Source organism: Mesorhizobium sp. M1A.T.Ca.IN.004.03.1.1 (assembly GCF_003997555.1).
Lineage (GTDB): Bacteria > Pseudomonadota > Alphaproteobacteria > Rhizobiales > Rhizobiaceae > Mesorhizobium.
Genome location: NZ_RZTV01001106.1, coordinates 1 through 235 on the forward strand (window position 1 = coordinate 1; position 235 = coordinate 235).

The following is a 235-nucleotide window of genomic DNA, read 5'->3' on the forward strand; positions in this document are numbered from 1 at the left end:
CGCAGATCTCGGTCTCCAGATCGCACTTGCACTCACCTTGTCGGTGAGCGGCATGGCGGTCGCCTCTTACGCCGTCAGGAATGACAAGACTAAAATTTCCGCGATCAACGTCAGCCGTCCCTCGCTCTGGACCGCCGTTCCGGTGCGCGTCGACTTGACCACACAGACCTACCTGCGTGCCGACGCTCCAGCCGGACTGGAACTGGCCGGCGCCGCGGATGATCTTTGCCGCGAT

1 protein-coding gene is annotated in these 235 nt (G+C 62.6%); it reads left to right on the top strand.

What is annotated here, in order from left to right; all coding sequences use genetic code 11:
- Positions 1 to 235, top strand: a 235-nt coding sequence (locus tag EOD29_RS35105; RefSeq protein WP_127248931.1) for a hypothetical protein, incomplete at both ends; no start/stop codon positions are given.